The 22,120-nt window shown below is 69.5% G+C and carries 22 protein-coding genes; 10 read left to right on the top strand and 12 right to left on the bottom strand.

Features of this window, described 5'->3' with window-relative positions:
- The first annotated feature begins 42 nt into the window (after positions 1-42).
- Positions 43-585 (top strand): hypothetical protein, encoded by a 543-nt coding sequence (locus ACSVDM_RS03205; RefSeq protein ID WP_439262612.1) that lies wholly within the window; start codon positions 43-45, stop codon positions 583-585.
- Here ACSVDM_RS03205 and cobN read toward each other — a convergent pair.
- From cobN to ACSVDM_RS03175, 6 genes are all read right to left on the bottom strand, one after another.
- Positions 555-4,316, bottom strand: a complete 3,762-nt coding sequence (gene cobN / locus ACSVDM_RS03200) for a cobaltochelatase subunit CobN (RefSeq protein WP_439262610.1) — start codon at positions 4,314-4,316, stop codon at positions 555-557. The two genes, ACSVDM_RS03205 and cobN, sit on opposite strands and share 31 nt — an antisense overlap.
- A gap of 181 nt (positions 4,317-4,497) precedes the next feature.
- Positions 4,498-4,854: a DMT family transporter gene (locus ACSVDM_RS03195; protein ID WP_067492124.1), complete on the bottom strand. Its 357-nt coding sequence runs from the start codon at positions 4,852-4,854 to the stop codon at positions 4,498-4,500.
- Positions 4,855-4,895: 41 nt separating this feature from the next.
- Entirely contained in the window at positions 4,896-5,216 is a 321-nt protein-coding gene (locus tag ACSVDM_RS03190; RefSeq protein ID WP_357146603.1) for a DMT family transporter, read from the bottom strand.
- Positions 5,217-5,288: 72 nt separating this feature from the next.
- Positions 5,289-5,756 (bottom strand): MarR family transcriptional regulator, encoded by a 468-nt coding sequence (locus tag ACSVDM_RS03185; protein ID WP_439262607.1) that lies wholly within the window; start codon positions 5,754-5,756, stop codon positions 5,289-5,291.
- Positions 5,757-5,808: 52 nt separating this feature from the next.
- A complete protein-coding gene (locus ACSVDM_RS03180; RefSeq protein WP_439262605.1) occupies positions 5,809-6,960 on the bottom strand; it encodes a MerR family transcriptional regulator in 1,152 nt (383 codons plus the stop codon).
- A gap of 33 nt (positions 6,961-6,993) precedes the next feature.
- Entirely contained in the window at positions 6,994-7,668 is a 675-nt protein-coding gene (locus ACSVDM_RS03175; RefSeq protein ID WP_439262603.1) for a hypothetical protein, read from the bottom strand.
- Positions 7,669-7,842: 174 nt separating this feature from the next.
- Here ACSVDM_RS03175 and ACSVDM_RS03170 point away from each other — a divergent pair, with 174 nt between their 5' ends.
- Both ACSVDM_RS03170 and cobG read left to right on the top strand, forming a co-directional pair.
- Positions 7,843-8,457 carry a dihydrofolate reductase family protein gene (locus tag ACSVDM_RS03170; RefSeq protein ID WP_439262601.1) on the top strand — a complete coding sequence of 205 codons (615 nt, stop codon included), beginning with the start codon at positions 7,843-7,845 and terminating at the stop codon, positions 8,455-8,457.
- Positions 8,458-8,497: 40 nt separating this feature from the next.
- Positions 8,498-9,760 (top strand): precorrin-3B synthase, encoded by a 1,263-nt coding sequence (cobG, locus tag ACSVDM_RS03165; protein WP_439262599.1) that lies wholly within the window; start codon positions 8,498-8,500, stop codon positions 9,758-9,760.
- On the opposite strand, the gene ACSVDM_RS03160 is transcribed toward cobG, so the two are convergent.
- Positions 9,757-10,041, bottom strand: a complete 285-nt coding sequence (locus ACSVDM_RS03160; RefSeq protein WP_439262597.1) for a nuclear transport factor 2 family protein — start codon at positions 10,039-10,041, stop codon at positions 9,757-9,759. The two genes, cobG and ACSVDM_RS03160, sit on opposite strands and share 4 nt — an antisense overlap.
- 66 nt (positions 10,042-10,107) lie before the next feature.
- Between ACSVDM_RS03160 and ACSVDM_RS03155 the strand changes: the two genes are divergently transcribed.
- Positions 10,108-11,199, top strand: coding sequence for an RNA ligase (ATP) (locus ACSVDM_RS03155; protein ID WP_439262595.1), 1,092 nt, complete (start codon positions 10,108-10,110; stop codon positions 11,197-11,199).
- A 37-nt stretch (positions 11,200-11,236) separates the two neighbouring features.
- On the opposite strand, the gene ddaH is transcribed toward ACSVDM_RS03155, so the two are convergent.
- A complete protein-coding gene (ddaH, locus tag ACSVDM_RS03150) occupies positions 11,237-12,088 on the bottom strand; it encodes a dimethylargininase (RefSeq protein WP_439262593.1) in 852 nt (283 codons plus the stop codon).
- A gap of 129 nt (positions 12,089-12,217) precedes the next feature.
- On the opposite strand from ddaH, the gene ACSVDM_RS03145 reads away from it, so the two are divergent.
- The 4 genes from ACSVDM_RS03145 to ACSVDM_RS03130 all read left to right on the top strand — a co-directional run bounded on the left by ACSVDM_RS03145 (position 12,218) and on the right by ACSVDM_RS03130 (position 15,538).
- A complete protein-coding gene (locus ACSVDM_RS03145; protein WP_439262591.1) occupies positions 12,218-12,655 on the top strand; it encodes an Lrp/AsnC family transcriptional regulator in 438 nt (145 codons plus the stop codon).
- Positions 12,656-12,704: 49 nt separating this feature from the next.
- Positions 12,705-13,340 (top strand): precorrin-8X methylmutase, encoded by a 636-nt coding sequence (locus ACSVDM_RS03140; protein WP_225282398.1) that lies wholly within the window; start codon positions 12,705-12,707, stop codon positions 13,338-13,340.
- Entirely contained in the window at positions 13,337-14,902 is a 1,566-nt protein-coding gene (gene cobJ, locus ACSVDM_RS03135) for a precorrin-3B C(17)-methyltransferase (RefSeq protein WP_439262589.1), read from the top strand. The genes ACSVDM_RS03140 and cobJ overlap by 4 nt, the downstream gene beginning before the upstream one ends.
- 93 nt (positions 14,903-14,995) lie before the next feature.
- A complete protein-coding gene (locus ACSVDM_RS03130; protein ID WP_067635686.1) occupies positions 14,996-15,538 on the top strand; it encodes a PadR family transcriptional regulator in 543 nt (180 codons plus the stop codon).
- A gap of 2 nt (positions 15,539-15,540) precedes the next feature.
- Here ACSVDM_RS03130 and ACSVDM_RS03125 read toward each other — a convergent pair whose 3' ends face one another.
- The 3 genes from ACSVDM_RS03125 to ACSVDM_RS03115 form a co-directional block, all read right to left on the bottom strand.
- Positions 15,541-16,293: a cobalt-precorrin-6A reductase gene (locus ACSVDM_RS03125; protein WP_439262686.1), complete on the bottom strand. Its 753-nt coding sequence runs from the start codon at positions 16,291-16,293 to the stop codon at positions 15,541-15,543.
- A gap of 502 nt (positions 16,294-16,795) precedes the next feature.
- Positions 16,796-18,031, bottom strand: coding sequence for a precorrin-6y C5,15-methyltransferase (decarboxylating) subunit CbiE (gene cbiE, locus ACSVDM_RS03120; protein ID WP_439262587.1), 1,236 nt, complete (start codon positions 18,029-18,031; stop codon positions 16,796-16,798).
- Between the two features lie 202 nt (positions 18,032-18,233).
- The gene (locus tag ACSVDM_RS03115) at positions 18,234-18,989 is read right to left on the bottom strand and encodes an SDR family NAD(P)-dependent oxidoreductase (protein WP_439262585.1); all 756 of its coding nucleotides are present in this window, start codon (positions 18,987-18,989) and stop codon (positions 18,234-18,236) included.
- Positions 18,990-19,376: 387 nt separating this feature from the next.
- Between ACSVDM_RS03115 and ACSVDM_RS03110 the strand changes: the two genes are divergently transcribed.
- The gene (locus ACSVDM_RS03110) at positions 19,377-19,775 is read left to right on the top strand and encodes a PPOX class F420-dependent oxidoreductase (protein ID WP_439262583.1); all 399 of its coding nucleotides are present in this window, start codon (positions 19,377-19,379) and stop codon (positions 19,773-19,775) included.
- Between the two features lie 11 nt (positions 19,776-19,786).
- Here ACSVDM_RS03110 and ACSVDM_RS03105 read toward each other — a convergent pair whose 3' ends face one another.
- Positions 19,787-20,914, bottom strand: coding sequence for a M24 family metallopeptidase (locus ACSVDM_RS03105; protein ID WP_439262581.1), 1,128 nt, complete (start codon positions 20,912-20,914; stop codon positions 19,787-19,789).
- Positions 20,915-21,067: 153 nt separating this feature from the next.
- Between ACSVDM_RS03105 and ACSVDM_RS03100 the strand changes: the two genes are divergently transcribed.
- Entirely contained in the window at positions 21,068-22,042 is a 975-nt protein-coding gene (locus ACSVDM_RS03100) for a 5'-3' exonuclease (RefSeq protein WP_439262579.1), read from the top strand.
- Positions 22,043-22,120 lie beyond the last annotated feature (78 nt).

Here is a 22,120-nt window from a genome sequence, read left to right as displayed (position 1 = left end):
ACGTCGGCCTAGCGTCGACAGCACACCCACGAGGAGAACACCATGCGAAAACTCACTGTCGCGCTCACGGCCGCGACCGTCTACGCCGTGCTGGCGACCCTGGTGGTGTGCACCACGATCGCCGAAACGATCTTCCTGTACCCGAACTACTTCCACGACATTCCGGCATCGCTGGAGGTGGGCGAGGCATTCACCGCCGTGGTCTCGGTCGGCGATGTGATGCGCCCGCTGGGGATGTTCCTGACCCTGAGCGCTGTGCTCGCCGTGGCTGCCGGTGTGTGGTCGGGGCGCGCCCGCGGCTGGCTGCTCGCGTCGCTGGTGCCGTTCGTCTCGGGGATGTTCCTGCTGTCGATGCTGTACCTGTGGCCGCGTTGGCCGATCCTGTTCGAGGATCGCGCCATGTACACAGTCGACGAATTGCACCGCACGGTCGCCGAGATCGAGGTCGCACATGCGGTGCGCATCGCCTGCGGCCTGCTCACCGCGGTCTTGGCCGTCGTCGCGGCACTGCGGATCTACCGCGACCGGGTTCTGCTGCAGGCCGCGCAGGCGGACTACTCCAGTTCGCCCTCGGTCTCGAGGTAGACCTGGCGCAGCTTGTCCAGGGTTTCCGGTTCGGGGTGCTCCCAGAGCTTGCGCTCGGCCGCCTCCAGCAGTCGTTCGGCGATGCCGTGCAGCGCCCACGGGTTGGACTGCTCCATGAACTTGCGGTTCACATCGTCGAAAACGTAGCTCTCGGAAAGCTTTTCGTACATCCAGTCGGCGACGACATTGGTGGTGGCGTCGTAACCGAACAGGTAGTCGACGGTCGCGGCCATCTCGAAGGCACCCTTGTAGCCGTGGCGGCGCATCGCCTCGAGCCAGCGCGGGTTCACCACGCGCGCACGGAACACGCGGGTGGTTTCCTCGGACAGGGTGCGGGTGCGCACCGCGTCGGGGCGGGTGGAGTCGCCGATGTAGGCCTCGGGGTTCTTCCCGGTGAGCGCGCGCACCGTGGCGACCATGCCGCCGTGGTACTGGAAGTAGTCGTCGGAGTCGGCGATGTCGTGCTCGCGGGTGTCGGTGTTCTTGGCCGCCACCGCGATTCGCTTGTACGCGGTGCGCATGTCGTCGGCGGCGGGAGCGCCGTCGAGATCGCGGCCGTAGGCGTAGCCACCCCAGGTGGTGTACACCTGCGCGAGGTCGTCGTCGGTGCGCCAGCTCTTGGAGTCGATGAGCTGCAGAAGGCCCGCGCCGTAGGTGCCCGGCTTGGAACCGAAGATGCGGGTGGTGGCGCGCCGGGCGTCGCCGTGCTCGGCCAGGTCCGCATCGGCGTGGGCGCGAACGTAATTCGCCTCCGCCGGTTCGTCGAGGGCGGCGACGAGGCGGACGGCGTCGTCGAGCAGGGCGAGCACGTGCGGGAAGGCGTCGCGGAAGAAACCGGAGATACGCACGGTGACGTCGATGCGCGGGCGGGCGAGTTCGTCCAGGGAGATCACCTCGAGGGAGGTGACGCGGCGGCTCGCCTCGTCCCACACCGGGCGCACGCCGAGCAGGGCGAAGACTTCGGCGATATCGTCGCCGGAGGTGCGCATGGCCGAGGTCCCCCACACCGACAGACCGACCGACTTCGGGTATTCGCCGTGATCGGACAGGTAGCGGGCGAGCAGCGATTCGGCCATGGCCTGGCCGGTTTCCCACGCCAGGCGCGACGGGACGGCCTTCGGATCGACGGAGTAGAAGTTGCGGCCGGTCGGGAGCACATTGATGAGGCCGCGCAGGGGTGAACCGCTGGGGCCGGCGGGGATGAAACCGCCGTCGAGGGCGTGCAGGACCCGTTCGATCTCGATGTTGGTCTGGCGCAGACGTGGCACCACCTCGGTTGCGGCGAATCGCAGCACAGTCTTCACGGCATCCAGGCGGTGGCTGACTGCGATGCCACCGGACGTGGTACCGCCGATCGAAGGGGCCGTCCCACCAGTCGCGGAGGTGGTGCCGCGCACGGCGTCCGCGCGATCCGTAGCCCCACCGACGGTGTCGATCGCAGCACCGGACTCAGCGGAATCTTCCACTCCCCCAGCGAGAATCGCGGTGGCGTAATCGTCGACCAGGGCGTCGACCGCGTCCACCGACCAGTTCTCGGCCTGCAACGCGCCGAGCAGTTCGCGCGCGCGGGCCTCCACCACGTCGACGCGGGTGCGCGCCTCGTCACCGGCTTCGCTGAGCCCCAACGCTTCTCGCAGGCCCGGCACGTTCTGTTCGCCGCCCCACAGCTGGCGGGCGCGCAGCATGGCCAGCACCAGGTCGAGTTCCATCTCGCCCTCGGGGGCCTGACCCAGGATGTGCAGGCCGTCGCGGATCTGCACGTCTTTGATCTCGCAGAGCCAGCCGTCGACGTGCAGGAGCATGTCGTCGAAGACGTCCTCGTCGGGGCGTTCGGCCAGGCCGAGGTCGTGGTCCATCTTGGCCGCGCGCATCAGGGTCCAGATCTGCTGGCGGATGGCGGGCAGTTTGGCCGGGTCGAGAGCGGAGATGTTGGCGTGCTCGTCGAGCAGTTGTTCCAGGCGCGAGATGTCGCCGTAGGTTTCGGCGCGCGCCATCGGCGGGATCAGGTGGTCGACGAGGGTGGCGTGGGCGCGGCGCTTGGCCTGGGTGCCCTCACCGGGGTCGTTCACCAGGAACGGGTAGATCAGCGGCAGATCGCCGAGGGCGGCGTCGGTGCCACAGGACGCGGACATGCCGAGGGTCTTGCCCGGCAGCCATTCCAGGTTGCCGTGCTTGCCGAGGTGCACCATCGCGTCGGCACCGAAACCGTCGGCCGACGACAGCCACCGGTAGGCCGCCAGGTAGTGGTGGCTGGGCGGCAGATCGGGATCGTGGTAGATGGCGACCGGGTTCTCCCCGAAACCGCGCGGCGGCTGCACCATCAGCACCACATTGCCGAAACGCAGTGCGGCGATGACGATCTCGCCCTTCGGGTCGGCCGACCGGTCCACGTACAGTTCGCCCGGCGGCGGCCCCCACGCCTCCACCACGGCTTCGCGCAGGTCGTCGGGCAGCGACTCGAACCAGCGGGTGTAGACGGTGGCGCCGATGCGGATCGGATTGCCCTCGAGCTGTTCGGCGCTGAGCCAGTCGGGATCCTGGCCGCCCGCCGCGATCAGGGCGTGGATCAGGGCGTCACCGTCGCCCTCGGCGAGGCCGGGGATCTCGTCGATATCACCGAGGTCGTAACCGGCGGAACGCATTTCGGTGAGCAGCCGGATGGCGCTCGCCGGGGTGTCCAGGCCGACAGCGTTGCCGATGCGGGCGTGCTTGGTCGGGTAGGCCGACAGCATGAGCGCGATCCGCTTGTCGCCGTTGGGAATATGACGCAGGCGGGCGTGGCGTACCGCGATCCCGGCGACGCGGGCGGCGCGTTCGGGATCGGGGACATAGGTGGACAGACCGTCCTCGTCGAACTCCTTGAACGAGAACGGGACCGTGATGATGCGCCCGTCGAACTCCGGCACCGCGACCTGGGTGGCGACATCGAGCGGGGACAGGCCGTCGTCGTTGGCCTCCCACTGCGCGCGCGGGCTGGTCAGGCACAGCCCCTGCAGGATCGGCACGTCGAGGGCGGCCAGCGCGGCCACGTCCCAGGCCTCGTCGTCGCCACCGGCCGACGCGGTGGCGGGCTTGCTGCCGCCCGCGGCGAGCACGGTGACCACCAGGGCGTCGGCCCGGCCGAGGAGGGTGAGCAGTTCCGGCTCGGCGGTCCGCAGCGACGCCGCGTACACGGGCAGGGCGCGGGCGCCCTTGGCTTCGATGGCCGTGCACAGGGCATCCACGTAGCCGGTGTTGCCCGCCAGGTGCTGGGCGCGGTAGTAGACGACGGCGACCGTGGGGGCGTGCGGTTCGAGGATGCGCGCCGAGCGTTCGAGTTCACCCCACGTGGGCAACTGGACCGGCGGCTCGAATCCGTGACCGGTGAGCAACACCGTGTCGGACAGGAAGTTGTAGAGCTGACGCAGGTTGCCGGCACCACCCGCGGCGAGATAGTTGTGGGCGTCGGCGGCGACACCGACCGGCACGGTGGAGCATTCCATCAGTTCCGCGTCGGGTGCGATCTCGCCGCCGAGGGCGACCATCGGAATACCACTGGCCCGCACCGCGTCCAGGCCCTCTTCCCAGGCACGTTTGCCGCCGAGGATGCGCACGATCACCAGGTCGACGCCGTCGAGCAGCTGCCCGAGATCCTCGACCAGCAGCCGGGCGGGGTTGCCCCACCGGTACTCGGCGCCGCTCGCGCGGGCGCTCAGCAGGTCGGTGTCGGAGGTGGACAGCAGCAGGATCACAGGGTGAGACCTTCCTCGGGTTGACGCGCCCATCGGGTTGCGGTGCTCGCCGGAGAGGGTCTGGCTGTTCACAGTGGCGCGACCGCACCGGATTTCCACCGGTTTCCTCGACGCCCGCCGAGCAAGTCGATGGTACTGGCCCGGACGCGCCCGCAACTTTCCAGCCCGCGTCCGGGGTCGCTCAGGCGGCTTCGGCGCGGTCCGCGAGTTTGAGCCAGACCACTCCCGCGATCACCACGGCGAGCCAGAACGCTTTGAGCGGGGTGAGCGTTTCCTCGAAGAACACCGGGCCGAGGAGTGCGGCGCCGACCGCGCCGATACCCGCCCAGACGGCATAGCCGATTCCTACGTCGATCGTTTTCAGCGCGACGCTGAGGGCGAAGAGGGTGAGGAGGAAGAAGACGATCGCCACCAGCGACCAGGTGAGCACGGTGAAACCGTGGCTGCCGCCGACGGCGAGGGCATATCCGACTTCGAAGGCGCCGGCGAGCAGCAGGACGAGCCAGGCGGTGGCGGGAGTGCGGTTGTCGGTGATCATTGTTCGGCCTTTCGGTGAGAAGTGGTTGAGAACGAGGTTGCTCAGGCGCCGCTGCTGAGCTGCAGGCCGACGACACCGCCGATGACGATCACGATGCCGACCGCCTTTCGCCAGTCGACTCGTTGGCCGAACAGCACCGCTCCGAGAGCGACGATTCCGACACCGGCCAGGGAGGTCCAGATCGCGTAGCCGGCGCCGACGTCGAAGGTGAGCAGCGCCAGGCTCAGGAAGTAGGTCGCGATCGCGCCGCTGACCAAGGTGGCGACAGTCCATCGAATATCGGTGAAGCCCTTCGCTTTTCCGGCAGCCAGAGCGACGGTGACCTCGAAGACGACGGCGATGGCGAGGTAGAGCCAGTTCACGGTTGTGCCCTTCTATGGTTGTACATACATATATATGCCGAGCGGAAGACCCTTACGGCATGTCAGGTCAGTTCAGGAGTCCTGGCGCCCCGTTCGACGCGCGAGCAGCGCATCGAACATCGGCGACAGCTCTTCGGCGTCGTCGAGCAGACGTTCCAGCTGGAGTTGGAAGGGTTCGCGCGCGTCCCTGACGAGCGCCTCCCCCTCCTCGGTGATCACGGCGTACACACCGCGCCCGTCCTCCGAACACAAGTCCCGCCGCGTGAACCCTCGCGCCTCGAGCCGCCCCAGCAATCGGGTCACCGAACTCTGATTCAACCCGATCCGATGGGCCAGCTCGCTGACCCGGATCTCCTTGTCCGGTGCGGCGGCAAGCTGCCGGAGCGCGTGGTACTCGGTGAGCCCGATGCCGTGGTGCAGCGTCAGCCATTTACCGAGGCCCGAGTCGACGGTCGCGACGAGAGCGGAAGCACGAAACCAGTCGTCGACCGGGTCGCCGACCGAGGGTGTTCCCCGTTCCGTAAGTCCATGCTTGTGCATGCACTTAACTTAGCAGTGAACCTGCCGGGCCACAACCCGGCAGGTCGAGCGATCAGGGGGCCGGTTCGCACGGCATGGCGAGGGTGCGGAGGTCACCGTCATCGGCGGAGCGGATGTGGGCAGGGAGGTCGGGGGCGGACAGGTCGAACATGATGTCGGGACCGATGGCACCCGCGATCGCCGGGTAGAGGGTGGTTACGGCGAAGTGGATGGTGATCGGTGGGCCGGAGACCGTCGCACGCAGCTCGGTGGGCGGGTTCGGCATGCCGTCCTGGGTCGACGCGTCCGGGCTCGGCACCGAGATCGTGGCCGTGTCCGGGGAATCGAAGCGCAGAGTCACGATCGGTGAGTCCGCGCGTTCCAGCGTTTCCAGCAGGTGCGCGCGGTCGAGGACGGCTCTGGTCGGGGTCGAGGGCAGGGCTGCCAGCATGCGGCGGTAGTCGGGGAACTCCTCGGGCGAGCGGCGGCAGCGCTGACTCGCCGCTGAATCCTCGGTGGCCGTGCGGAATTCGATGGAATCGGAGGTGGGACGCAGGATCACCGTGTGCTGGCGGCGCAGCCAGGAGGCGGCGGCACGCAGTTCGGCGGCATCGATGGTCGCGGACCACTCCGCCGTCGCCGAGGACATCGGGCGCAGCGTTCGCGAGGCCAGCCGGTAGCGGTCGGTGGCGGTAAGGGTCAGTTCGTCGGGGCGGGCTTCGAACAGGATGGTGTCGAGCACGGGCAGGGCCGGATCGGTGAGGGTTGCCGTGCAGACCTGGTCGATGGCTGCCGCGAGCGCCGGTCCGCCGACCCGCACGGCCCGGTCGGGTTCGGTGCCGGGCACCGCGCCGAGATCACGTCGGTCCGGCAACGGTCGGGGGTCCACGCCGAGCGCCCGGTGCGCGGCGGCAGCCGCGGCGTCGAACTCCCTTCGGCGGCAGTGCATTTCGGCGAGGTGGGCGTCGAGGAGGGCGGCGGCCCTGGCTGCGTCGGGTTCGGCGAGCACCGCCGCGACAGTCGGCAACGGCATGTCGACGGCGCGCAGATGGCGGATCAGGCAGGCGGGACCGGCCTGATCGGAGGTGTAGTAGCGGTAGCCGGTGTCCTCGTCCACCAGGGCGGGAACGAGGACTCCGGCGTCGGCGTAGAAGCGCAGGGCGCTGGCGTTCAGTCCGCAGACGCGGGCGAACGCTCCGATGGTGATCAGTTCGGTGTCAGGCACCGGCTCATGATCGGGGTTGCAGCGACTCGAAGGTCAAGACGAACCATCACGGGTGCCCGCGGCGACCATCTCGGGCGAACCGGTGCCCAGGTGGCGGTAGACGTTGGCGATGACCAGCTGACCGAGGGCGTTGTTGCCGTAGCCGCCGATCACCGCGCCGATCCCGGCAGGGATGAGGGTGCCGAAGAGCAGCAGTCCGCGTTTGACCAGGTAGTTGACGATGAACCGTTTGGCAGGCCCGTCGGGCATGCTCGACAGACCCGGGATGTGGTCGGTGACGACGCCGAGCCACTGCCCCTTCGTATGACCTGCTGTCTGTTCGAGGACCTTCGTGCCCGACTCGCCGAGCACCACCTTCGACACCAATCGCTGCTGGCGCGGATCTTCGGGCGCGATGCCGTACGCCGCGGCGGCGCCCACCGAGAACACCGAGGACGCCTCCACGAAGACGGCGGTGTCCACACCGGTGGCGGCCAGGCCGATCAGCGTGCCGATACCGGGTACGGCGGCGGTGAGCCCCACCGTCACGCCGCTGGCGGTGACGACGACGAGGTACTGGCGCGACAGCCGCTGCACGAGTTCCACCGGTGAATCGTCGGGGTGCCTGCTGCCCAACCAGTCGACATAACGCTGCACCACGGGTGCTTGCGCGTGGGCGACCTTGTCGAGCGCGGGAACTACACGCTTGTCCACGAATTCACGCAGCATGCGGTTGACCTCTCCTGTCGGCACTGCTCCGGCGGCGATCCGCCACTCACACTAGGCGGATACCGTTTCCTTCCGGTGCGCAAACACGAGCACGGCGCGGATCACCGATGAGTTCGGCCACGTTGTGGCGTCTGTTCCTCTGAACGAGCAACCGAACGAGAACGGATGTCGCCCATGTCGAATACCCCGCAGAGCACCGGCCGCCGAGTCGTCGCCGAAGTCACCGTGTCCATGGACGGATACAGCGGCACCGGTCCCGACGACGATATGAGCTGGTGCATGGACTACATCACCAGCCCGCAGACCGAGATCACCTACGAGGGCATCTGGCGCGGCGCCGACACCGTCGTCCTCGGACGCACCAACTGGGAAGGGTTCACCGCGGTCTGGCCGGGCATCACCGCCGACCCCGCCAGCTCCGCCCGCACCCGTGAGCTGGGCGAATGGCTCGCGAAGGTCGAGAAGGTCGTCTTCACCACCACCCTCGACCAGTCCGACCTGGACAAGGCCGCGTGGTCCAACGCCAGAATCGGTCGCGACCCGGAAGCCGACGTGCGCGCGCTCAAAGCGGCCCCCGGACGCGACATCCTGATCACCAACAGCGCCAGCATCATTCAGTGTCTACTGCGCGCCGACCTGGTCGACGACCTCTACCTCACCATCGTCCCCACCACCCTCGGCGGCGGCCTGCGCCTGCTCCCCGACAACTACGCGTCGACCTGGCGCCTCGCCGCCGCGACCACCCTCCCCGACTCGGGCGCCGTGTCGGTGCACTACACCCGGCCCTGACGCCGGATCGCTCCCGGCGGTGGTCGTAGGCTGGGGAATCATGACCAGGAGCGCTCCCGATTCTTGCCCAGGGGTTCTGCGGCTGCACGATGCCGCGGACGGGCCGTTGGCGCGGATCCGGGTGCCCGGCGGCCGACTGGAATCCGGGCAGGTGCAGGTACTCGCGGAGGCCGCGCACGACCTGGGCAACGGGAGCCTCGAGCTGACCTCCCGCGGCAATGTGCAGTTGCGCCGGGTACGGGACGCGAACGAACTGGCCGCCCGGCTGGCCACAGCGGGCCTGCTGCCGAGCCGCACGCACGAGCGAGTCCGCAATATCGTCGCCTCACCGCTGTCCGGGCGGGTGGGTGGATTTGCCGATGTACACGGGCTGGCCACCGACCTGGATGTGGGCTTGCAGTCCGATGCCGCGCTGGCGGACCTGCCCGGCCGGGTTCTGTTCACCCTTGACGACGGTCGCGGTGACGTGAGCACTCTGCGCGGCGATATCGGGATCCAGGCCGTCGGCGACGAGTTCGCGTTGCTGCTCGCCGGGACCGACACCGGCATCCGCGTCACTCCCGACGAGGCCGTCACAGCCATGCTCGACGCCGCCCGCGGATTCCTCGACCTGCGTGCGGAATCGGGGCAGTGGCGGTTGCACGAGATCCCCGGCGGTGTCGAGAAGGTCACCGAGACCCTGGACCGCTCCCCCGCCGGTGCGCGCTTGGAACTCGGTGCAACACATGACATTCCGATCGGCTGGCTCGAACAGGACAACGGCCTGATCGCCCTCGGCGCGGGTGTTCCGCTCGGCACACTGCCCGCGCGGGTCGCCGAATTCCTGGCCGCCGTCGAACGCCCCGTGTTCCTCACGCCGTGGCGCAGTGTGGTGCTACCCGACCTGGAGGAGGGCCCCGCGGAAACGGTGGTGCGGGTGCTGGCGCCGATGGGCTTGATCTTCGACGCCGGCTCCCCGTGGTTACAGGTGAGCGCCTGCGCGGGCCGCCCCGGCTGCGCCAAGTCCCACAGCGACGTCCGCACCGACCTCACCGAAGCCATCGAAACCGGGCGCGTGCTCGGCGACGAACCACCCGACCCGACCGAGGGGCGTCCCGCGACAGTCGAGCCTGGCCGCGATGCCGAGCGCACCCTTCCCGCCGACGCGGCGGACCGTGCCGAGTCCGGCCTCGATGCCGCCGACGTGGTGGCGACCGGCCGTCAACACTGGTCCGGCTGCGAACGCCGCTGTGGCCGCCCGACCGGGCCTGTCACCGATGTCGTCGCCACCGAAGGCGGGTACCGGATCAACAGACCGGACTAGGTGAGGTCGGCGTTGCCCTCGATCACTTTCAGCAGGTAGTGGAACTTGCTGATCCGCCAGCCCGCGGGGGTGCGGCGGGCGGCGAGGGCGTAGCTGCCGATGAAGGTGCGGGTCTTGCCGTTGACGGCGGCGTTGTTCACGTGGACGGCGATGGAGTCGGCGTGGGCGGTGGCCTCGTCGCCGTCGAGGTCGATCAGGTAGTTGCCTGCCTGGTGGTGGATGGCGTCGAGGGTGTCCAGGTTCGCCGAGCTTGGAACGCCACTCGCGGGCGTGCATCCCACGCGAAAACCGCTCGACTCCGCGATCGGGCCAGCCCTACGCTGACCCCTCTGAACGAGGGGGTTCTCATGTCCACATTGCAGGTGACAGCCGAGCGGCTGGTCGTCCATCCACACCCGAACGCCGACCGGCTGGAGCTGGCCCAGGTCGGGCTGTATCGGGCCGTCGTTGCCAAGGGGCAGTTCGTCACCGGCGACCATGCCGTCTACATCCCGGAGCAAGCGATCGTGCCGGACCTGCTGATCGCCGAGCTGGGTCTCACCGGCAAACTGGCCGGGGCACAGCGCAATCGGGTGAAGGCGGTGCGGTTGCGTGGGGAGGTGTCCCAGGGCATCGTCTGCACGCCGAGCGCTCTGTCCGGCACGGATCTCGCGGCGGCGGCCGAGGCGCGCACCGACTTCGCGGCCGAGCTCGGTGTGACGAAATGGGTGCCGCCGGTTCCGGTTTCGATGTCGGGACAAGTGGAACCCGCTCCCGATCTGCTGCGCTGGGTCGATGTGGAGAACATCAAGCGGTTCCCCGACATCTTCACCGAAGGCGAGCCGGTGGTGGCGACGGAGAAGATCCACGGCACCGCCTTTCTGCTCACCCATCTGCGCGCCGAGGACCGGATCTTTGTGTCGTCCAAGGGAATCGGTGGCCGGTCGCAGGCACTGATCCGCACCGAGGGCAACCTGTACTGGCGGGCGGTGCACAGCCATCGGCTCGACGAGGCGGCCCGCGTGCTCGCCGACGCCCTCGACGCCGACCGGGTCGGGCTCTTCGGTGAGGTGTTCGGGGCGGGCGTGCAGGACCTGCACTACGGTGCGTCGGCCGCGCACGACGACACGCTCGGTTTCGCCCTGTTCGACGTCGCGGTCGCGGAGGCGGGTGCGCCGGTGCGCTGGCTCGACCACCACGAGATCGGCTCCCTACTGGGCGAACTCGGTCTCGGCGTCCCGCGCGTACCGGTCCTCTACGAAGGCCCCTACGACGCGGAGTTGTTGCTGAAGCTGGCCGAGGGCACCGAGACCGTCAGCGGGTCGGGCGGCAATATCCGCGAGGGGCTCGTGGTGCGTGCCGCGCGCGAGCGGCACTCGCCCGTGCTCGGCAGCCGTGCCATCGGCAAGATCGTCTCCGACGCGTACCTGCTGCGCGACGGCGGCACCGAGTTCGAATGATCGGGTCGGCCGGGGAGACCAGCGCTCCCCGGCCGGTTCAGGGCCGGAGTGTGTGCAGTTCGAGGACGCAGCACTTCACGCCGCCACCACCTTTGCGCAGCTCGGACATGTCGACCGGAACCGGTTCGAAACCCCGCTCGCGCAGAGCCGCGATCAGCCCGGTCGCGCCCGGGTCGAGGAAGACGTGGCGACCGTCGCTCACCCCGTTGAGGCCGAAGGACAGGGCATCGGCCTCGGTCGCCAGGATCGCATCCGGGTAATGGACGGCCAGCTCCTCGCGGGCCTGCGGGCTGAAGGCCCCTGGGTAGTAGGCGATGGTGGTCTCGTCGAGGCACATCAGCGCGGTGTCGAGGTGATAGAAGCGAGGGTCGATCAGCTCGAGCGAGAGCACGGGCAGACCGAAGAACCGTTGCACCTCGGCGTGGGCCGCCGCGGTGCAGCGGAATCCCACTCCGGCCAGGATCCGCTCGCCCGCGAACGTGAAATCGCCCTCCCCCTCGTTGGTTTCGGCCGCCACCGCCAACTCGCGCAACTCCCGCGCCGCGAACCAGCGGTGGAACGCCGGGCCCTCCGGCTGCCGCTCGGGATGGGCGAAGCGGGCCGACAACGCACGACCACCGATCACGATCGCACTGTTGGCCGCGAACACCATGTCGGGCAGGCCCGGCTCACCCGGCACGGTCTCCACCGAATGCCCGTGCTGTTCGAGCAGCGCGCGCAGGATCTCCCACTGCGACAGCGCCCGCGCCCGGTCCACCGGCGCCGCCGGATCCATCCACGGATTGATCGCGTAGGTGACCTCGAAGTGGTCCGGCCGGCACATCACGAAGCGGCGCGGGGTGGCCACCCGCGCCGGAGTCGAGGAGGGAAGGGGAAGGACGGCGGTCATCAGGACTCCCGGTGGCTGCGCGGCGCGAATCGACGTCTCGACGGTAAATGTCGTCACGTTGCGTGGGGAACACCGATTCATTGCGTGTATCGATGGGAAAATGGTGATCCATTGCGTGAGAGGATCCCCATGGACGACATCGACCGCCGTATTCTCGCCGCCCTGCTGAAGAACGCGCGCGCTACCTTCGGCGAGATCGGCTCGACCGTCGGATTGTCGGCGCCCGCGGTGAAGCGGCGGGTGGACAAGATGGTGGCGGGTGGGCAGATCACCGGGTTCACCGCGCTGGTCAATCCGGTCGCCCTCGGCTGGACCACCGAGGCGTACGTGGAGGTGTACTACCGCGACAACATCTCCCCCGCCGAACTGCGCCGGACATTGGAACCGATCCCGCAGGTCGTCGGAGTGTGCACCATCGCGGGCGAGGCCGACGCCCTGGTGCACGTGATGGCCACCGACATGGCCGAGATCGAGGTGACCGTGGAGCGGATCAGGGAGAACGCGCGTGTCGGGCGCACCAGGAGTTCGCTGGTGATGTCGCGCATCCTCGAGCGCCCACGCACCTGAGCCGACCGCGCCGAACACCACGTCGCGGCCAGGTTCTAGGGTTGTGCGCATGTCCGACGTGCGCACCAGCTACCTCACCGACGGGGCCGAGATCTATCGGCGCTCGTTCGCGACCATCCGCGCCGAAGCCGACCTCGCCGGTTTCCCCGCCGATGTCGAGCGCGTGGTGGTGCGGATGATCCACGGGTGCGGACAGGTCGACCTCGCGGGCGACATCGCCTACACCCCCGGTGTGGTCGCGGCCGCGCGCGCCGCGTTGCGGGCGGGTAAACCGATCATCTGCGACGCCAACATGGTCGCCTCGGGCGTCACCCGCAAGCGGCTGCCCGCCGACAACCCGGTGCTGTGCAACCTCACCGATCCGCGCGTGCCCGAGCTGGCCGCGAGCATGGGCAACACCCGTTCGGTCGCCGCGCTCGACCTGCTGCGCGCCGAACTCGACGGCGCGGTGGTCGCCATCGGCAACGCCCCGACCGCGCTGTTCCACCTGCTCGACATGCTCGACGCAGGCGCACCGCGACCCGCCGCGATCATCGGCATCCCCGTCGGTTTCATCGGCGCGGCCGAATCCAAGCAGGCGCTGATCGACTTCGGTGGCGTCGAATATCTGACCGTGCGCGGCAGGCGGGGCGGCAGCGCCATCACCGCGTCGGCGCTGAACGCGATTGCGAGCGAACAGGAATGAGCGGCACACTCTGGGGCATCGGCCTCGGCCCCGGCGATCCCGAACTGGTGACGGTGAAAGCGGCCCGGCTCATCGGCGCCGCCGACGTGGTGGCCTTCCACAGCGCCAGGCACGGTCGAAGCATCTCCCGAGGTATCGCCGAGCCGTACATGCGGCCCGGCCAGATCGAGGAGCACCTCGTCTACCCGGTGACCACCGAGACCACCGACCACCCCGGCGGGTACCAGGGCGCGATCGACGAGTTCTACGAGCAGGCCGCCGCCCGGCTGGCCGCCCACCTCGCCGCCGGACGCGATGTCGCCCTGCTCGCGGCCGGTGACCCGCTGTTCTACAGCTCGTACATGCACATGCACCGCCGCCTCGCCGACCGGTTCCACGCCGAGATCGTCCCCGGTATCACCTCGGTGAGTGCGGCCTCGGCGGCGCTCGGCACCCCCCTGGTGGAAGGCGAGCAGGTGCTCACGGTGCTGCCCGGCACCATGCCCGTCGACGAACTCACCGAGCGGCTGCGCGAGACCGACGCCGCGGCGATCATGAAGCTGGGACGCACCTTTCCCGGTGTGCGCCGGGCGCTCGCCGACGCCGGTCGCCTCGACGACGCCTACTACGTCGAGCGCGCGAGCAGCACCCGTCAGCGGGTGCTCGCGGCCGCCGATGTCGACGAGGCCGAGGTGCCGTACTTCTCGATCACGCTGGTTCCCGGGCCCACCCCGACCACCGGGGTCGCGTCCCTCCTCGGCGGACAGCACCGCGGCGCGCCGACAGCCGGGTCGGAGCGGACCGAAACGAGTTCGCACGACGAATCTGCGAGCGCCACAGGCGAAGTCGTGGTCGTCGGCCTCGGGCCCGGTGCGACCGACTGGACCACGCCGGAGGTCACCGCCGCTCTGGACGAGGCGACCGATCTCGTCGGCTACACGACCTACATCAACCGTGTCCCCGAGCGGGCCGGCCAGCGCAGGCACGCCAGCGACAACAAGGTCGAGTCGGAGCGCGCCGCGATGGCACTCGATCTGGCCAAGCGGGGTGCGCGGGTCGCCGTGGTGTCCTCCGGTGATCCGGGGGTGTTCGCGATGGCCTCGGCGGTGCTCGAGGTGTCGGCCGAACCGCAGTTCAAGGATGTGCCGGTGCGGGTGCTGCCGGGGCTCACGGCGGCCAACGCGGTGGCGAGCCGGGTCGGGGCACCGCTGGGCCACGACTACGCGATGATCTCGCTCTCCGATCGGCTCAAGCCGTGGGAGGTCGTGGCGCAACGGCTTTCGGCTGTCGCGGCGGCGGATATGGCGATCGCGATCTACAACCCGGCCTCCACGCAGCGACGTTGGCAGGTGGGCGCGATGCGCGAGATCCTGCTGACCCATCGTGATCCGGAGACGCCGGTGGTGCTCGGTCGCGATGTCGGCGGGCCGACGGAATCGGTGCGGGTGGTGACCCTCGCCGACCTGAACCCCGACGAGGTCGACATGCGCACCCTGCTCATCATCGGCGCCTCCACCACGACGGCCTTCGACACGCCTGAGGGGACCCGCGTCTTCACGGCGCGCCGCTACGAGAACGCCTAGACCCACGACACGCCGCGACACGGGCAACCTTGGCGCGACCCCCACACTGGCCTAACATTCCACATAGGAATGTAGTTCGAAGGGAGTTGACCGTTGACCGACACCGCGACCCGCCGCCGCCCGCTGAACTCCACCGCGGCTTCACTGCTGGGGTTCCTGCACGAGGGTCCGATGTCGGGCTGGGACCTGGCGACTCTCGCCCAGCAACGCATCGGCGACTTCTGGACCATCACCCAGAGCCAGGTCTACCGCGAACTCGCCACGATGGACACCGCGGGCCTGGTGACCAAGGGCGAACGAGGTGCGCGAGAGCGCATTCCCTACCGGATCACCGAGGCCGGACGGGAGGCATTCGCCGAGTGGATCGCCCGCGACCCCGGTGCCGAGACGATCCGGGTGCCGTTGTTGCTCACACTGTCGTTCGGCGAGCACCTCGATCCCACGCACCGCGACCGGATCATCACCGCCAACCGCAACATCCACCAGGACCGGCTCGACCGCTATCTCGACGAGGACGCGACCGCTCTGGCGCCCTACCAGCGCGCCACTCTCGAATTCGGGATCTGCTACGAGCGCGCGGTCCTGCAGTGGTTCGACCAGCTGCCCGCCGTCTTTGCCGGGCAACCGCCGCGCTGAACTCAGGAAACGCTGTGCGCGGTCGCGAGCCGCAACCAGTCGAGGGCGGCGCCGACCTCGTCGACGGCGTTCGCGCCCGCGGGCAGGGGTGGGCGTTCGATCATGACGACCGGCACGCCGGCCGTGCGCGCCGCGGCGATCTTCGCCTCGGTCTGCGCGCCGCCACTGTTCTTGGTGACCAGGACGTCGATGCGATGACGCGACATCAGCACCAGTTCCTCGTCGAAGGTGAACGGCCCACGCGCGAGCAGCAATTCGTAGCGCGGGGGCAGTGGGCCGGTCGGCGCGTCGATCGCTCGGATGACGAAACGCTGCCTGCGACAGCCCGCGAAGGCGCCGACACCTTGGCGGCCGATGGTGAGCAGCACGTTCTCGCCCCGGTCGGCCAGGGCGGAGGCGGCCCCGGCGAGATCGGGTACCCGCGTCCACAGGTCGCCCCGGCGCGGCACCCATTCGGGGCGGCGCAGGTGCAGCGCGGGCAGGCCGAGGTCGGCGGCCGCGGTCGCCGCATGGGTACTGACCTGGGCCGCGAAGGGGTGGGTGGCATCCACGACGGCATCGATACGGTTCTCGCGTAGCCAGGTTCGGAGGCCCTCGACACCACCGAATCCGCCGATGCGCACCGGACCGACCGGCAATCGCGGGTTGGCGACACGTCCCGCCAGCGAGGAGACGATATCGACTCCACGCTCACCGGACGCCAGGTTCGCCAGCTCACGAGCCTCGCCCGTACCGCCGAGGATCAGAACTCTCAGGACTGCCCGCTGACGTCGTCCCGGTCAGGGGTGGTCGACCTGGTGCACCGCATACAACTCCGTCCATCGAAATCGAGGCTCCGGGTTTTGCCCGGGCCGCGCCCGACCATACCCCCGTTGAGGAAGTGTTACACCTTCGGTGCATAACTTTCTGGGTGAGCTTGCAGATGCACTCACCGTTCGGCCGTGATCTGGTCGTGATCTGACCGTGATCGGCACGGTGGCGACATGGACGGTTGACCAGCATGTTCGCCGTCCGCGCCTGGGTCGACGGTGCGGGCGCACCGGCGGGCACGGCAACGGTTTCGAGTCCGACAGCGGCACTGGGCGATTGCCCAGCATCTCGATGCCATCGGACACATAAGCCGTGTGTGAGCGATGTTCGGCCGGTGGTGCGCGAGACCACGTGAGGACTGAACAGTCACATCGGGTGGTCCGGCGAAAAAGAGCAAATTCGGGGCGCACACCCCGTCACATCGTTATGCGAGAGACGGGTGACCCGTCAGGAATTTGCGCGCGGTTTGACGACGATCCACTGCGCGACGGGAAGCTGCGGCCGCCACGTGGTGAATCCGCCGAGCGGTTCGCCTCGGTAGATCTGGAATTTGCGCAGGGTGCCACCGTGGCGCGCGTACCAGGCCAGCAGCAGCGTTTCCGATTCGGCGGTCACCGCATTGGCCACCAGACGGCCGCCGGGCCGCAGGCGTTGCCAGCAGGCGTCGAAAACACCGTCCTGGGTGAGTCCGCCACCGAGGAATATCGCGTCGGGCGCCGGGGAGTCGGTGCGGGTGTCGGGGAACGCGCCGCGCACCGCGATGCCGGGCACACCGAGCGCGTGCGCGTTGGTGGTGATCTGATCGCGACGGGCGGGCAGGCGTTCATAGGTGACCGCGCGGCACGCCGGGTGGGTACGGCACCATTCGATCGCGATGGTGCCCGAACCGCCGCCGACATCCCACAGCAGTTCGCCGGGGGCCGGGGCGAGGGCGCTGACGGTGAGTGCGCGGACCTCGGCCTTGGTGAGCTGGCCGTCGCCGGTGAACAAATCGTCGCGCAGGCCGGGCATTCTCGTGCGGCGCGGGTGATGCGGGTCGGCCACGCAGTCGACGGCACAGAGGTTGAGCGGGTCACCCGGGGGGTGCTGCCAGTCGTCGGCCGTGCCGGTACGCAGGCATTCGTTCTCGCCGCCGAGCTGTTCGAGCACGGTGAGCGTGGAGGCACCGAAACCGTTGTCGCGCAGCAGTTTCGCCAGCGCGGCCGGGCTCGATTCGTTCTCGCTCAGGACGAGAATCCGACGGCGGTCGGCCAGTTCCGGCAGCACCGTGGTGAGCGGTCGGGCGACCACACTCACCACCGAGGTCTCGGCCAGCGGCCAGCCGAGCCGGGCGCACGCCAGTGACGCCGACGACGGTTGCGGGTACACGTCGAGCGCGCCGGGTCCGACGATGCGGGCCAGGGTGGCACCGATGCCGTAGAACATGGGATCGCCGCTGGCGAGCACGGTGAGCCGCCGACCGCTGTGGTGCGCGAGCAGTTCCGGGAGAACGGGCAGCAGGGGTGTCGGCCACGGGATTCGCTCGAACTTCCCGTCCGGTACCAGCGCCAGCTGTCGCGGCGACCCGAACACCACTTCGCTGTCCTCGACTGCCGCTTTGGCCCGCTCCCCCAGGCCACCCCACCCGTCCGCGCCGATACCCACCACGCGGATCGGGACACCCGACCACGCCGCACTAGTCATCGGGGTACCCCACCCGTCTGCGAGCGGACTGTCGTTGTCGCACGCAGAGCAGTGTCGATGCGCTCACGCCGGGCCGTCGGGACGGCAGCCACCGCGACATACGGCGCCGAACCGGGGCGCGCACGCCGCCGCATCGAAGCCGAGGTCATCGCAGCATCCGGCGCCGAAGCGACACGCGCGCAGCGGACCATCGGGGCGGCAATCACCGTGGCATCCGGCGCCAGATGGACTGCGGCAGAAGGCGCATGACGAAGAAGGCCAGCGCTAGGCGGCCGGGGACGGCGACCCGGGTGGCGCCCTTGTTCAAGGCGCGGACGACGGCATCGGCGACCTGGTCGGGGGTGCTGGCCATGGGCGCGGGGTCCATGCCCTCGGTCATGCGGCCGATGACGAAACCCGATCGCACCAAGAGCAACTGGACGCCCGTGCCGTGCAGGGCGTCACCGAGGCCGCTGGCGAACCCGTCCAGGCCCGCTTTCGCCGAACCGTAGACGTAGTTCGCCCGCCGGACCCGTACGCCCGCGATGGAGCTGAAGACGACGATCTGGCCACTGCCCTGTGCGCGCAGCAGATTCGCGAGGGTGGTGAGAACGCTGACCTGGGCGACGTAGTCGGTGTGCACGACGGCGACGGCGTGGTCGGGGTCGTGTTCGGCGCGGGCCTGGTCGCCGAGAACGCCGAATGCCAGGACGGCAGTGCCGATGCCACCGTGTTCGGCGGCGATCTTCTCGAGCAGCGTGGCGTGCGTCGCGGTGTCGTCGGCATCGAATTCGACCGTGTGCACCGCGGTCGCCCCGGCCGCGCGCACCTGCTCGACCTCGGCGGCCAGCGCGTCGGAGCGGCGGGCGGCGAGGATCACCACCCGGCCCGGCGCCAGCCTGCGCGCGACTTCCAGCCCGATCTCACTGCGCCCACCCAAGACCAGAACCGGCCCCTGGTTCGCCTGCTGCTTACCCATACGCCCAGTCTGTCATCCCGGATCACCGCCGCCACCGGGCCGCCCCGCGATCATGAAGCGCGAGCGGCCAAGCCACACCGGGACGCCGGCGTTCGAACACGCGGTGTGACACCGGCAGTTGCCGAACAGCCAGGTGTCGCACGACAGCCACGCGGCCGCGACACCCGACAACTGACCGAACAACAGGGTCCCGCGTGACAGCCACGCGGCGGCGACACCGACAGCCGACCCGAACAGCCGGGTCCCGCGTGACACTCCGCTCGAGCGGCATGCCCGCGAACGCCCCTGCAACCCGCTCGGCACTGCCTGAGCTCGGCCGGTCGGCTGCCGCTGTGGGTGTAGCGCCCGCCGATCGGGCGCGCGTGGTGACGGACTAGCGTCGAACACATGCCCACCGCGACCACACAGCTCTCCCCCGCCGCCCTCGCGTTCGTCGCCGAGCGGCACCTGGCCACCCTCACCACCCTGCGGGCGGACGGCACACCGCACGTCGTCGCCGTCGGGTTCACCTGGGACGCGGACAGCGGCATCGCGCGGGTGATCACCGATGGCGCGTCGGTGAAGGCCCGTAATGCCGCGCGGGGTGGGTACGCGGCCGTCAGCCAGGTCGACGGGGCGCGGTGGCTCACCCTCGAAGGGCCGGCCACCGTGCTGACCGACGCCGACGACGTCGCCGAGGCCGTTCGCCGCTACACCGAGCGCTACCGCGTGCCGCGCGAGAACCCGACGCGCGTGGTCGTCGCGATCCAGGTGCACCGGGTGCTGTCGTCGAGCACGCTCAAATAGCTTGTGGCCGTTTACAACACGGTCAGGCCGTGCGGGCGCTGGTTCATGGACGCCACGCCGTCCTCGGTGACGACCACGATGTCCTCGATGCGCGCACCCCACTGCCCGGGGAAGTAGATGCCCGGCTCGATACTGAACGCCATGCCCGGCTCGAGCACCAGGTCGTTGCCCCCCACGATGTAGGGCTCTTCGTGCACCGAGAGACCGATGCCGTGTCCGGTGCGGTGCACGAACGCATCGCCCAGACCCGCGTCGGCCAGCACGGTGCGGGCGGCGGCGTCGATGGATTCGGCCGTGACACCGGGGCGCACGGCGGCCACCGCCGCCGCCTGCGCCGCCTCGAGCAACGCCATCCGCTCGGCGATCTGCTTCCTCGGCTCGCCGAGCACATAGGTGCGGGTGGAATCGGAGTAGTAGCCGGGCGTCACCGGTCCGCCGATATCGATCACCACCACGTCGCCCTGCTCGATGACACGGTCGGAGAAGAGGTGGTGCGGGATGGCCCCGTTCGGGCCGCTGCCGACGATGACGAACTCCGCCTCCGTGTGCCCCTCCTCGACGATCGCCGCCTCGATGTCGGCATACACCTCGGCCTCGGTGCGGCCCGCCCGCAGGAACTCGCCCATCCGGGCGTGCACGCGGTCGATCGCGGCGCCCGCACGGCGTAAGGCGTCGATCTCGGCCTCGTCCTTGATCATCCGCGACTGGCGCAGCACGGGAGTGGCCGAGGAGGGCAGCCCCGTGGTCTGCTCGGCCAGCGGAATCAGGTGCAGGGCGGGCATGGCGTCGGCGACGGCGATGCGCGAACCGGCGTGCAGAGTGGAACGGACCAGCTGGTACGGGTCGACGCCGTCGACCCAGTCGAGAATCCGCAGACCCAGCTCCCCGGCCGCCGAGCCGTCGAGCGCGGCGAGTTCGAGCTTCGGCACGATGATCGACGGTGTCGCGCCGTCGGCGGTGATCACCAGGCAGGTGAGCCGTTCGAACGATTCGGCATCGGAACCGACGAGGTATCGCAGGTCGGGGCCGGGGGTGATGAGCAGGGCGTCCAGATGCGCCGCCCGCATCAATTCCACCGCCCGCTCGAGCCGCTGACCGTAGACATCCGCCGCGAACCTGGCATTCGTGTGCGCGCTCATAGTCTCCGACGTTACCCGCCGCGCCGCGTGACGCGCAGATTCGCCCGCACGACGTGCGATCTCGGGCGAACCCACCACAACGGCCGCCGAGCGCGACGGCCGACGCGGCACCGATCTCGCTCACCTGTCGGAGCCACGAGGCACAATCACCGGGTGACCGTTGCCGAGAGCACCCGTGGACCCCTGTTGATCCTCGACGGCGCCAGCCTCTGGTTCCGCGCCTACTACGCGATCCCCGACAAGCTGCGCGGCGCCGACGGCCGCTCGGTGAACGCGGTGCGCGGCTTCACCGACATGGTCGCCTCGCTGATCACCAAACACCGGCCGAGCAGGCTCGTCGTCGGGCTGGATCTGGACTGGCGCCCGCCGTTCCGAGTGGCGCTCGTGCCGTCGTACAAGGCGCACCGCCTCGACACCAGCAGCACAGCGGCGCCCGGCGCCGAGGAGGTTCCCGACACCCTCACCCCGCAGGTGCCGATGATCCTGGACGTGCTCGCGGCGGCCGGGATCGCCACCGGCGGCGCCGAGGGGCTCGAAGCCGACGACGTCCTCGGCACCCTCGCCCACCGCGAGCGCACCGATTCCGTGGTGGTGGTCAGCGGCGACCGCGACCTGCTGCAACTGGTCCGCGACGACCCGGCACCGCCGGTGCGGGTGCTCTACGCGGGCCGCGGCCTGGCCAAGGCCGAGCTGTACGGGCCCGCCGAGGTGTCCGCCAAATACGGTGTGCCCGTGGTCAACGCGGGGCCCGCCTACGCCGATATGGCCACCTTGCGTGGCGACGCCTCCGACGGGTTGCCGGGGGTGGCGGGCATCGGCGACAAATCCGCCGCCCAGCTCATCTCCCGGTTCGGCTCCCTCGACGCCCTGATGGCCGCCGTCGACGATCCCGCTTCCGATCTCGCCAAGGGCGTGCGGGCCAAACTCGTTGCCGCACAGGACTACCTGAAGGCGGCCGCACCGGTGGTCCGGGTGGTCTGCGATGCCGATGTCGAGCTGTCGGGGCCCGACACCCTGCCCGCGGTTCCCGCCGACCCGGAGCGACTGCGCGAACTCGCCGCCGCCTACAACGCCGAGAGCCCGATCACCCGGCTGATCACGGCGCTGGCCGCCGCGCACACCGCGTGAACGACGCCGGGCCGCCCGCACGCAGTGCGGGCGGCCCGGAAACCACCTGGCGGTAGGCTGAAAACCGCGGTACGACAG

The organism is Nocardia sp. JW2 (assembly GCF_051843015.1).
Classification (GTDB): Bacteria; Actinomycetota; Actinomycetes; order Mycobacteriales; family Mycobacteriaceae; genus Nocardia; species Nocardia coubleae.
This window is presented reverse-complemented; position numbering and strand designations above follow the sequence as displayed.

Excerpts from the sequence above, each read along its gene's own strand:
- ACSVDM_RS03205 (WP_439262612.1), top strand. The coding sequence starts at position 43 with ATGCGAAAACTCACTGTCGCGCTCACGGCCGCGACCGTCTACGCCGTG.
- ACSVDM_RS03195 (WP_067492124.1), bottom strand. The coding sequence starts at position 4,854 with ATGATCACCGACAACCGCACTCCCGCCACCGCCTGGCTCGTCCTGCTG.
- ACSVDM_RS03185 (WP_439262607.1), bottom strand. The coding sequence starts at position 5,756 with ATGCACAAGCATGGACTTACGGAACGGGGAACACCCTCGGTCGGCGAC.
- ACSVDM_RS03175 (WP_439262603.1), bottom strand. The coding sequence starts at position 7,668 with ATGCTGCGTGAATTCGTGGACAAGCGTGTAGTTCCCGCGCTCGACAAG.
- ACSVDM_RS03170 (WP_439262601.1), top strand. The coding sequence starts at position 7,843 with ATGTCGAATACCCCGCAGAGCACCGGCCGCCGAGTCGTCGCCGAAGTC.
- cobG (WP_439262599.1), top strand. The coding sequence starts at position 8,498 with ATGACCAGGAGCGCTCCCGATTCTTGCCCAGGGGTTCTGCGGCTGCAC.
- ACSVDM_RS03155 (WP_439262595.1), top strand. The coding sequence starts at position 10,108 with ATGTCCACATTGCAGGTGACAGCCGAGCGGCTGGTCGTCCATCCACAC.
- ddaH (WP_439262593.1), bottom strand. The coding sequence starts at position 12,088 with ATGACCGCCGTCCTTCCCCTTCCCTCCTCGACTCCGGCGCGGGTGGCC.
- ACSVDM_RS03145 (WP_439262591.1), top strand. The coding sequence starts at position 12,218 with ATGGACGACATCGACCGCCGTATTCTCGCCGCCCTGCTGAAGAACGCG.
- ACSVDM_RS03140 (WP_225282398.1), top strand. The coding sequence starts at position 12,705 with ATGTCCGACGTGCGCACCAGCTACCTCACCGACGGGGCCGAGATCTAT.
- cobJ (WP_439262589.1), top strand. The coding sequence starts at position 13,337 with ATGAGCGGCACACTCTGGGGCATCGGCCTCGGCCCCGGCGATCCCGAA.
- cbiE (WP_439262587.1), bottom strand. The coding sequence starts at position 18,031 with ATGACTAGTGCGGCGTGGTCGGGTGTCCCGATCCGCGTGGTGGGTATC.
- ACSVDM_RS03115 (WP_439262585.1), bottom strand. The coding sequence starts at position 18,989 with ATGGGTAAGCAGCAGGCGAACCAGGGGCCGGTTCTGGTCTTGGGTGGG.
- ACSVDM_RS03110 (WP_439262583.1), top strand. The coding sequence starts at position 19,377 with ATGCCCACCGCGACCACACAGCTCTCCCCCGCCGCCCTCGCGTTCGTC.
- ACSVDM_RS03105 (WP_439262581.1), bottom strand. The coding sequence starts at position 20,914 with ATGAGCGCGCACACGAATGCCAGGTTCGCGGCGGATGTCTACGGTCAG.